This is a genomic window from Streptomyces litmocidini, assembly GCF_014649755.1.
Lineage (GTDB): Bacteria > Actinomycetota > Actinomycetes > Streptomycetales > Streptomycetaceae > Streptomyces > Streptomyces litmocidini.
The window spans coordinates 706,246-715,833 of sequence record NZ_BMTQ01000001.1 but is presented as its reverse complement, the minus strand read 5'-3'; the positions used below and the strand labels follow the sequence as shown (position 1 = coordinate 715,833).

Annotated in this window: 9 protein-coding genes; 6 read left to right on the top strand and 3 right to left on the bottom strand. The window is 73.9% G+C overall.

The window, feature by feature from the left end:
• A partial coding sequence (locus IE180_RS36125; RefSeq protein WP_373302652.1) for a helix-turn-helix transcriptional regulator occupies positions 1–288 on the bottom strand: 288 nt, incomplete at its 3' end.
• A 185-nt stretch (positions 289–473) separates the two neighbouring features.
• Between IE180_RS36125 and IE180_RS03250 the strand changes: the two genes are divergently transcribed.
• Positions 474–2,138 carry a cell division protein PerM gene (locus tag IE180_RS03250; RefSeq protein WP_229860257.1) on the top strand — a complete coding sequence of 555 codons (1,665 nt, stop codon included), beginning with the start codon at positions 474–476 and terminating at the stop codon, positions 2,136–2,138.
• A 10-nt stretch (positions 2,139–2,148) separates the two neighbouring features.
• On the opposite strand, the gene IE180_RS03245 is transcribed toward IE180_RS03250, so the two are convergent.
• On the bottom strand, positions 2,149–2,874 hold the full coding sequence (locus IE180_RS03245) for a hypothetical protein (RefSeq protein ID WP_190155176.1): 726 nt from the start codon (positions 2,872–2,874) through the stop codon (positions 2,149–2,151).
• Between the two features lie 310 nt (positions 2,875–3,184).
• On the opposite strand from IE180_RS03245, the gene purN reads away from it, so the two are divergent.
• The 3 genes from purN (at position 3,185) to IE180_RS03230 (ending at position 6,934) form a co-directional block, all read left to right on the top strand.
• On the top strand, positions 3,185–3,814 hold the full coding sequence (purN, locus tag IE180_RS03240; RefSeq protein ID WP_190155175.1) for a phosphoribosylglycinamide formyltransferase: 630 nt from the start codon (positions 3,185–3,187) through the stop codon (positions 3,812–3,814).
• Positions 3,789–5,354 (top strand): bifunctional phosphoribosylaminoimidazolecarboxamide formyltransferase/IMP cyclohydrolase, encoded by a 1,566-nt coding sequence (gene purH / locus IE180_RS03235; protein ID WP_190155174.1) that lies wholly within the window; start codon positions 3,789–3,791, stop codon positions 5,352–5,354. Before purN ends, purH begins: the two co-directional genes overlap by 26 nt.
• A 146-nt stretch (positions 5,355–5,500) precedes the next feature.
• Positions 5,501–6,934 (top strand): DUF2079 domain-containing protein, encoded by a 1,434-nt coding sequence (locus tag IE180_RS03230; protein ID WP_373302650.1) that lies wholly within the window; start codon positions 5,501–5,503, stop codon positions 6,932–6,934.
• 76 nt (positions 6,935–7,010) lie between these two features.
• On the opposite strand, the gene IE180_RS03225 is transcribed toward IE180_RS03230, so the two are convergent.
• Positions 7,011–7,730, bottom strand: a complete 720-nt coding sequence (locus IE180_RS03225; RefSeq protein WP_190155172.1) for an RDD family protein — start codon at positions 7,728–7,730, stop codon at positions 7,011–7,013.
• A 248-nt stretch (positions 7,731–7,978) separates the two neighbouring features.
• Here IE180_RS03225 and IE180_RS03220 point away from each other — a divergent pair, with 248 nt between their 5' ends.
• A complete protein-coding gene (locus tag IE180_RS03220) occupies positions 7,979–8,839 on the top strand; it encodes a bifunctional methylenetetrahydrofolate dehydrogenase/methenyltetrahydrofolate cyclohydrolase (RefSeq protein ID WP_190155171.1) in 861 nt (286 codons plus the stop codon).
• 1 nt (position 8,840) lies between these two features.
• Positions 8,841–9,374: a DUF3017 domain-containing protein gene (locus tag IE180_RS03215; protein ID WP_190155170.1), complete on the top strand. Its 534-nt coding sequence runs from the start codon at positions 8,841–8,843 to the stop codon at positions 9,372–9,374.
• Positions 9,375–9,588 lie beyond the last annotated feature (214 nt).

The window sequence follows — 9,588 nt, the reverse complement described above, 5'->3', positions numbered from 1 at the left end:
CTGCGGCTGCGCCTGGGCCTGCGCCTGCGGCTGCGCCTGGGCCTGCGCCTGCGGCTGCGGCTGCGGCTGCTGAGAGTGTTCCTGTGCCTGCGCCCGGGGATCCGCCGGGGCTTCTGCCCCGGGGCGTACCGGGTCCGTGGGCCCGGGCGTGCCGAGCAGCCTCGCGTACGCCTCGCGCTTGCGGCCCCGGGGCGCCGAGCGTCCGGTCTCCCACGACCTCACCGTGGCCCTCGTGACGCCCATGGCCTCGGCGACCTCCTCCTCGCTCAGGGCGAGGGCCTCACGCAACCTGCGCCGCTCCTTCGGGGTCGGCAGGGGGACGGAGGATGCGGAATCCGCGGTGCTCCGGCTCATCGGCGTCGACCTCCCGCAGAGCTGCTCTGGGCAGAAAAGAACATAAACGTATATTGGGCGACACAACGGATGTTTGCCTGTTACGCGGCGAAAGCGCGTGTCGTTGGCAGCATGGTCCCGTGACCCACGTGACCGAGCACCCCCTGGTCCAGGGCGGCCGTTCCGCCGCGCTCGCCACCGCCTGCGTCCGGGGCGGGGTCGCCGCCGGACTCGGCCTCGGCGCCCTCGCGGTCCTGGTGATCGCGGCCTGGATCAGCTCCCCGTACCCCGACAGCGGCCCCGGCGGCGCCCTGCACGTCGCCGCCGGCCTCTGGCTGCTCGCCCACGGCGTGGACCTGGTCCGCACGGACGCCCCGTCCGGCCTGCCCGCCCCCCTCGGGATCGCCCCGCTGCTGCTCGCCGCCCTGCCCGTCTGGCTGGTGCACCGGACCGCCCGCGACACCCTCGACCCGGGGAACGACGGGACCCGGCCGCGCCCCTCACCGGGCGGTGCCGTCGCCGCCGTCGCCGGGGGATACCTGCTGGTGGCGGCCGCCGTCGTGGTCTACAGCGAGAGCGGCCCGCTGCCCGCCGACCTCGTCACGGCCGGGCTCTGGATGCCCGCCGTCGTCACCGGCGCGGCGGGCGCGGGCGTCTGGACGGCGCTCGACCGCCCGCTGCCGGGGCAGCGGCAGGCCGCCGCCGCCCTGCGCGCCGCCGGGCTCGGGACGCTGACGCTGCTCGGCGGCGGCGCGGTGGTCGCGGCCGGCTCGCTCGCCTGGCACGCGGGCCGGGCGCAGGCCTCGTTCGAAGGCCTCGCGGGGGAGTGGTCCGGTCGGGTGACGGTCCTGCTGCTCGTCCTGGCGCTGCTGCCGAACGCGGCCGTCTGGGGAGCCGCGTACGGCCTCGGGCCCGGCTTCGCCCTCGGCACGGGAGCGCTCGCGACCCCGCTGGGCCTCGCAGGCGACCCGGCCGTGCCGCCCTTCCCGCTCCTGGCGGCACTGCCCGCCGAGGGGCGCGGCACCTGGGTCCACTGGGCGGCCGTCGCGGTCCCGCTGGCCGCGGCGGTGGTCCAGGGCCACCGCGTGGGCCGGGCCGCCCGGACCTGGGATGCCCGGGAAGCGGCCCTGACCGCGCTCGGCGCGGCCGGGGGGTGCGGGGCGGCCGCCGCCGTCCTGGCGGCCGCGGCGGGCGGCCCGCTCGGCACCGGCCGGCTCTCGGCGTTCGGCCCCGTGTGGTGGCAGGCGGGCGCGGCGGCGGTGCTGTGGGGGGTCGGCGCGGGGATGCCGGTGGCGCTCGGGGTGCGGGCCTGGGGCCGCAGGGTTCCGCGTTCCGAGAAGCTTCGGCCCTGGGCCGTGCCCGTGCCGGCGCCCGCGGTCGTGTCCGCCGTGGCGGACGGCTCCGTGGCGGCCGCGCCCGGTTCCACGCCGTCCCGGCTCAAGGCGGCCTCGTCCCGGCTCAAGGCGGCCTCGTCCGGACTCATGGCGGCCCCCTCCCGCCTCGTGGCGGCCCTGTCCGGACTCCTGTCGCCCCCGTCCGGGCCCCCGGAGGCCCGGCCCGAGGCGGTCACACCCGAGACGGCGGCGGCCGGGACCGTCACCGACAGCGGCGCCGGAACCGGGACCGGAACGGGAACGGGAACGGACCCGCGGAACGACGTGCCCGCCGCCCCGCGCGTCGCCCGGACCGCCGACCGGTACGCCTCCCCGTACGCCGACCCCTTCGGCGACGACCCCGGGTACGAGCCCTACGACTACCTCCCGGCGGCCTGGGAACCCTCTCCGCCGCCGCCCGCCGCCGACTGACGCGGGCCCGCTACTCCCGCACCCCGAAGCCCGCGCGCAGCGGCTTCGGCAGGAGGTCGTTGCAGGCCAGCTCGCCCGCGTGGGTCAGCGCGTCGTCGCGGCACTCGTAGAAGTCGCGGTAGACGACCTGCATGGTGAAGCCCACCGCGACGATCATCAGCGCCAGGCTCGCCGCGACGAGACCGCTGATCGCCGCCGTCCGCATCGAGCGGAGCGGCGCGGTCGGGGCCGTCGCCCCCTGCCCCGGGGGCCGGCCCGGCGAGGACTGCGCCGACGGGGGCTGTGATGTCGGCGACAGTTCCTCGGCCGCCTTCGGCTTGGCGCGCAGCGAGCTGATCGCCCAGTAGAGGCCGAGGGCGCCGAGCAGCAGCGCCAGCTGCGGGATCTCGAAGATGGCGAAGAAGAAGCCCCACATGCCGGCGAGGATCGCGTACCGCGCCCTCCGCTGCGCCGGGTCCGTCGGGTCCCAGCGGATCCCGGGGCCCCGCCCGGACCCGCCCTGCCCGGGGCCGCCCTCCGGCCCGCCCTGCCGGTCCGGCCTCCGGCCGAAGCCGTCCTGCGAGGGGCCCGGCTGGCGCGGGCTCCAGCGGCCGTCGGACGGCCCCGACGAGTCCGGGGTGCCGGACGCGTCGTCGTCCGGGCCCTCCGGTCGCCGCGGCTGCCACGGCTGGTCCGGCCTGCCCTCGGGCGGTGGCGCGAACGGGTTGTTGTCGTCCGTGGACTGGCGTTCCGGCATCTGCTGAACGTCTTCCCTCTGTCGTCTCGACCACGACCGCGCCCGTGGTCTCCGCTGCTGTCTCGTGCTGTCTCGTCTGCTGCTCGTCCGCCGAGCCGTCCGCCGTCCGAACCGGCTCCGGCCCCTCGTCCGGGCCGGTGCGCGCCCGGCGTCGGCCCCTGACGCTACCGCCCTGCTCCGCCCCCGTCCCGTGGGGGCCGTCCCGTGTGCCGGTATCGTTGCTGACGGTCGAGCCATTCGTAGGGTTCCCCGTATCGAGGGGCGCGATTCGTTCGTACGACCGCACAAACACCACGGAAAGAGTGACCCAGTGGCTGCCGCCCGCCTCGTCGTCCTGGTCTCCGGGTCCGGTACCAATCTGCAGGCCCTCCTCGACGCCATCGCCGCCGACCCCGAGGGGTACGGCGCCGAGGTCGTCGCCGTCGGCGCCGACCGCGAGGGCATCGTCGGCCTGGAGCGCGCCGAGCGCGCCGGGCTGCCGACCTTCGTGTGCAGGGTGAAGGACCACGCGACCCGCCAGGAGTGGGACCGCGCGCTGACCGAGGCCACCGCCGCGTACGAGCCGGACCTCGTCGTCTCGGCCGGTTTCATGAAGATCGTCGGCAAGGAGTTCCTCGCCCGCTTCGGCGGCCGGGTCGTCAACACCCACCCGGCGCTCCTCCCCAGTTTTCCCGGTGCCCACGGGGTGCGCGACGCCCTCGCCTACGGCGCGAAGGTCACCGGATGCACCGTCCACTTCGTCGACGACGGTGTCGACACCGGCCCGATCATCGCCCAGGGCGTGGTCGAGGTGCGGGACGAGGACGATGAAGCCGCTCTGCACGAGCGCATCAAGGAAGTCGAGCGCTCGCTGCTCGTCGACGTCGTGGGGCGTCTCGCCCGGCACGGCTACCGCATTGAGGGACGAAAGGTTCATGTCGGTGAACACGGACACCGTTAAGCCCATCCGCCGCGCGCTGGTCAGCGTCTACGACAAGACGGGGCTCGAGGAGCTGGCCCGCGGTCTGCACGAGGCCGGTGTCGAGCTCGTCTCCACCGGCTCCACCGCCGGGAAGATCGCCGCCGCCGGTGTCCCGGTCACCAAGGTCGAGGAGCTGACCGGCTTTCCCGAGTGCCTCGACGGGCGCGTCAAGACGCTGCACCCGCGCGTGCACGCCGGCATCCTCGCCGACCTGCGCCTGGAGTCGCACCGCGCGCAGCTCGCCGAGCTCGGCGTGGAGCCCTTCGACCTCGTCGTCGTGAACCTGTACCCGTTCCGCGAGACCGTCGCCTCCGGCGCCACCCCGGACGAGTGCGTCGAGCAGATCGACATCGGCGGCCCGTCGATGGTCCGCGCCGCGGCCAAGAACCACCCGTCGGTCGCGATCGTCACCAGCCCCGACCGGTACGCCGACGTGCTCGCCGCCGTCAAGGCCGGCGGCTTCGACCTGACCGCCCGCAAGCGGCTCGCCGCCGAGGCCTTCCAGCACACCGCCGCGTACGACGTGGCCGTGGCCTCCTGGTTCGCCGACGACTACGCCGCCGCCGACGACTCCGGCTTCCCCGACTTCCTGGGCGCCACGTACGAGCGGAAGAACGTCCTGCGGTACGGCGAGAACCCGCACCAGGGCGCCGCGCTCTACGTCGACGGGACGGGCGGCCTCGCCGAGGCGGAGCAGCTGCACGGCAAGGAGATGTCGTACAACAACTTCACGGACACCGACGCCGCGCGCCGGGCCGCGTACGACCACGCCGAGCCCTGCGTCGCGATCATCAAGCACGCCAACCCGTGCGGCATCGCGGTCGGCGCCGACGTCGCCGAGGCGCACCGCAAGGCGCACGCCTGCGACCCGCTGTCCGCGTTCGGCGGCGTCATCGCCGTCAACCGCCCGGTCTCCGTGGAGATGGCCGAGCAGGTCGCCGAGATCTTCACGGAGGTCATCGTGGCCCCCGGCTACGAGGACGGCGCGGTCGAGGTCCTCGCCCAGAAGAAGAACATCCGCGTCCTGAGGGCCGAGGGCGCCCCGGCCAACCCGGTCGAGGTCAAGCCGATCGACGGCGGTGCCCTCCTCCAGGTCGCCGACCGCCTCCAAGCCGAGGGCGACGACCCGGCGAACTGGACCCTCGCGACCGGCGAGGCGCTCTCCGCCGAGGAGCTCGCCGAGCTGGCCTTCGCCTGGAAGGCGTGCCGCGCGGTCAAGTCCAACGCGATCCTGCTCGCCAAGGACGGCGCCTCGGTCGGCGTCGGCATGGGCCAGGTCAACCGCGTGGACTCCGCGAAGCTGGCCGTCGAGCGGGCGGGCGAGGAGCGGGCGCGCGGCTCGTACGCCGCCTCCGACGCCTTCTTCCCCTTCCCCGACGGTCTGGAGATCCTCACCGCGGCCGGCGTGAAGGCGGTCGTGCAGCCGGGCGGATCGGTGCGCGACGAGCTCGTCGTCGAGGCCGCGGAGAAGGCGGGCGTGACGATGTACTTCACGGGCACGCGCCACTTCTTCCACTGACGGTGAGCACCGCGTAGCGGCCCGTCGGCACCCCGCGGGTGCCGACGGGCCGCTCCCGTCCCCGGGCCCGGCGGCGGATCCGCCGAACGAGTGGACTCTGGTCTAATGGGTTGCTCTTTTGTCGGCCGCCGGTAGTGGGGGACGTGGTGTTGGACGTACTGAACAGGCCCGCGGCGGACACCACCGACACGGACCCGTCCGAGGGCCTCGCCCCGGCCCCGCTCCGCCCGTACCTGCTCCTCGCGGGTGTCCTCTGCGGCCTGTACTTCCTCTACTCCTGGGTGCAGTACGCGCACTTCCGCACGCCCTCCTGGGACCTCGGGATCTTCGGGCAGTCCGTCCGGGCGTACGCCGAGTTCCGCGCGCCCGTGGCCGACATCAAGGGCCCCGGCTTCCAGATACTCGGCGACCACTTCAGCCCCGTCACCGCCCTGCTCGCGCCGCTCTACTGGATCTGGCCCTCGCCCGCCGCGCTGCTCCTCGGCCAGGCCGCGCTCTTCGCCGCCTCCGCCGTCGTCGTCGGCCGCACCGCGCAGCAGATCCTCGGCAGCCGGGCCGCCGGCATCGGCCTGACCGTCGCCTACGGCCTCTCCTGGGGGCTCCAGGAGGCCGTCAGGTCCGACTTCCACGAGATCGCCTTCGCCGTCCCGCTGCTCGCCCTGGCCTGCCGGGCCCTGCTCCTCGGGCGCTGGACCGCGGCCGCCGCCTGGTCCGCCCCGCTCGTCCTCGTCAAGGAGGACATGGGCCTCACCGTCGCCATGGTCGGCGCGGTCCTCTTCCTGAAGGGGCGCAGGCGGCTCGGCGCCGCCCTGGCCGGCTTCGGCACGGCGGCCTTCGCGCTGACGGTCCTCGTCCTGATCCCGGCGGCGAGCCGGCTCGGCCAGTACGACTACTGGGCCAAGATCGAGAAGACCGGGCAGGGCGCCGACACGTCCTTCGGACAGGTCATCGGCGACGCCCTCGCCTCGGGCGAGCGGTGGGAGATGGTCTTCTACCTGCTCGCGATCACCGGCTTCCTCGCCCTGCGCTCCCCCCTGGTCCTGCTCGTCCTGCCGACCCTGGGCTGGCGCTTCCTCTCCCAGGACGCCAACCACTGGGGCATGCACTGGCACTACAGCGCGGTCCTCATGCCGATCGTCTTCCTGGCCCTCGTGGACGGCGTCCGTTCGGTCCGCACCTCGCCGCGCGAGTGGCTCGTCTCGTACGGCAAGGTCGTGATCCCGGTCGCGACGGCGGTCGCGCTCGTCCTCGCCGCGAACCTGCCGCTGCGGGAGCTGACGAAACCGGAGACGTACCGGACGGACAGCCGGACCCTGGAGGCGCGGGCGGCGGTCGACGCCGTGCCGGAGGGGGCGAGCGTCGAGGCGGACGTCCCGCTCCTCGCACACCTCACGGCGGACCACCGGGTCTACTGGGTGGGCACGTCGAAGGGCGCCACACCGGACTACCTGGCCTTCGACCTGCGGGGCTGGGGACAGCAGGTGTCGGATCCGGTGCGGCTGGCTTCGCAACTGCATCCGGAGGCGCGGTACGAGATCACCTACCGCTCGGACGGCTTCGCGGTCCTGAAGCGGAGCTGAGCCCGCCGACGACGGCCGAGGGCCGTCCGGCGGTGTGCCGGACGGCCCTCGGAACGGCGGGAACCCGCCGCGGGTCCTACTTCTTGATGACGATCGTGCCCGCGGCACGGTCGTGCCAGCCCTGCGTCTTGCCCGTGCTGTCGAAGAACGGCGACAGGTAGACCAGGAGCTGGCCGATGCCGCAGACGATCGCGCCGGCCATCGGGATGATCCAGCGGATGAAGCCGCCGCCGAGGCCCGGCTTGCTGCCCGTGTTCTCCTTGATGACGCGGAGGCCGAGCGCCATCTTGCCGAGCGTGGCGCCGACGAAGGCGATCATCAGCCACTCGTAGAGCATGGTGGCGATGAAGAGCAGGAAGAGGACGCCGAAGAAGGCGGCGAAGATGCCGCCGACGGCCTCGGCCTGGTCGTTGATGCAGGTCTGGTACGCCGAGGACATCGGGTCCAGGCCGGTGCAGTCGTCGATGCTGTTGGACGCGCCCACCACACCGGCCAGGCCGATGGCCGAGAGGACCCAGTACACGATGCCGATGGCGACGCCGTCGATCAGGCGCGCGGCGAACCGCAGACCCATCGAGGCGACCTGCACGGTGCCGAGCCCGTGCACGCTGATGTAGCCGTTGTTCGCCTGCAGGGTGCCCGGGGCCTGCGGGTACGCGCCCGGCTGCTGCTGCGGGTAGCCGTAGCCCTGCTGCGGAACGCCCTGGGGGGCCTGCTGCGGGTAGCCGTAGCCGGGCTGCTGCTGGTTGGGGTCCTGCGGCTGGCCGTAGGGGTTGTTCGGTTCGCCGAAGCTCATCGAGGGGTTCCTCCGTGAATTTCCTTGTGCGGGGACGACGCGGCCCGGGTGGAGGACTTTCACGGCATGTGAGCGGATACCCCCCGGCATTTTCCGCGATACTGCGCGGTCATCGTGGTCGCAATGGCGAGTTCTTGTCCAGTCGATACGTACCGAAGTTGTGCAAGTGCAACCTGCGGGTCCGTATCGCCGTCCGCTCCGCCCGAGCGAATTGGAACAAGGCGGGGGTCATCCGGGAGGATGTCTCCATGAGCGCCCAGATTCTCGATGGCAAGGCCACCGCAGCCGCGATCAAGTCCGATCTGACCGTCCGTGTGGCGGCCCTCAAGGAGAAGGGCGTCACGCCCGGCCTCGGCACGGTCCTGGTCGGCGACGACCCGGCCAGCCAGAAGTACGTGGCCGGCAAGCACCGTGACTGCGCGCAGGTCGGCATCGCCTCCATCCAGCGCGAACTCCCCGCGACCGCCACGCAGGAGGAGATCGAGGCGGTCGTCCGGGAGCTCAACGAGGACCCGGCCTGCACCGGTTACATCGTCCAGCTGCCGCTGCCCAAGGGCATCGACGAGAACCGCATCCTGGAGCTGATGGATCCGGCCAAGGACGCGGACGGCCTGCACCCGACCAACCTCGGCCGGCTCGTCCTCAACGAGCCCGCCCCGCTGCCCTGCACGCCCAACGGCGTCATCACCCTGCTCCGCGCCCACGGCGTGGAGATCAACGGTGCCGAGGTCGTCGTCGTCGGACGCGGCGTCACCATCGGGCGCCCCATGCCGCTGATCCTGACCCGCCGCTCCGAGAACGCCACCGTGACGCAGTGCCACACCGGCACCCGCGACCTCTCGGCGCACCTGCGGAACGCCGACATCATCGTGGCCGCCGCCGGCGTGCCGCACCTGATCAAGCCCGAGGACGTGAAGCCGGGCGCGGCCGTCCTCGACGTCGGCGTCTCGCGCAACGCCGAGGGCAGGATCCTGGGCGACGTGCACCCCGGCGTCGCCGAGGTGGCCGGCTGGATCTCCCCGAACCCCGGCGGCGTGGGCCCGATGACCCGCGCGCAGCTCCTCGTCAACGTCGTCGAGGCCGCCGAGCGCGCGGCCGAGGCGCTCTGAGGTGACCTCCGGGACCCCGGGGACGCCCGGCAACCCGGACGGCGCGGACGCCGTGGAGGGCGCGACCGCCGCGGGCGGCACGGAGACCGTCCGCGGCACGGACGCCACCGCCGCGGGCGGCGCAGCGGAGGACGGGGCGGAGCGCGGTCCGCGACAGCAACTCACCACCGACACCGCGCGCCCCGAGGGCGGCGGCCGGGCGGCTCCCGGCGACGCGCCGGCGCCCGCGCGCCAGTGGCCGCTGCTCACCGTCCTCGTGCTCGCGGGCCTCGGCCTGCTCGTGGTGGGGACGGACCCGTTCCCGCAGTCCTTCCGGGTCGGCGCGATCCTGGTCGGCGCGGCGCTCCTCACGGGCGCGGCGATCCGGCGGACGCTGCCGTCCGTCGGCATGCTGGCCGTCCGCTCCCGCTTCACGGACATGATCACGTACGGGGTGATGGGCGGCCTGATCGTGCTGCTCGCGCTCATGGTGCAGCCGGGTCCGTGGGTGCGGATCCCGTTCCTGGAGGACGTGCTCCACCTGACGGTGACGTAGCCGCCCGGCACGCGAGGCACGGCGCCCGCCCTCTCCCCCGTGGGAGGGCGGGCGCCGTCACGATCAAGGGTCATGTACGTACCAAGGCGGTTCAAGTCCCGTCGGGGCGCTGTGGCACGGAAGTGACCATTCCGCTACTTCGGCCCGGTGTCGGGGCGGACGGCCGCTCCGGTCCGGCGCCGGGGCGGACGGCGGTGCCCGGACGGGTGGCAGT

Excerpts from the sequence above, each read along its gene's own strand:
- IE180_RS03245 (WP_190155176.1), bottom strand. The coding sequence starts at position 2,874 with ATGCCGGAACGCCAGTCCACGGACGACAACAACCCGTTCGCGCCACCG.
- purH (WP_190155174.1), top strand. The coding sequence starts at position 3,789 with ATGTCGGTGAACACGGACACCGTTAAGCCCATCCGCCGCGCGCTGGTC.
- IE180_RS03225 (WP_190155172.1), bottom strand. The coding sequence starts at position 7,730 with ATGAGCTTCGGCGAACCGAACAACCCCTACGGCCAGCCGCAGGACCCC.
- IE180_RS03220 (WP_190155171.1), top strand. The coding sequence starts at position 7,979 with ATGAGCGCCCAGATTCTCGATGGCAAGGCCACCGCAGCCGCGATCAAG.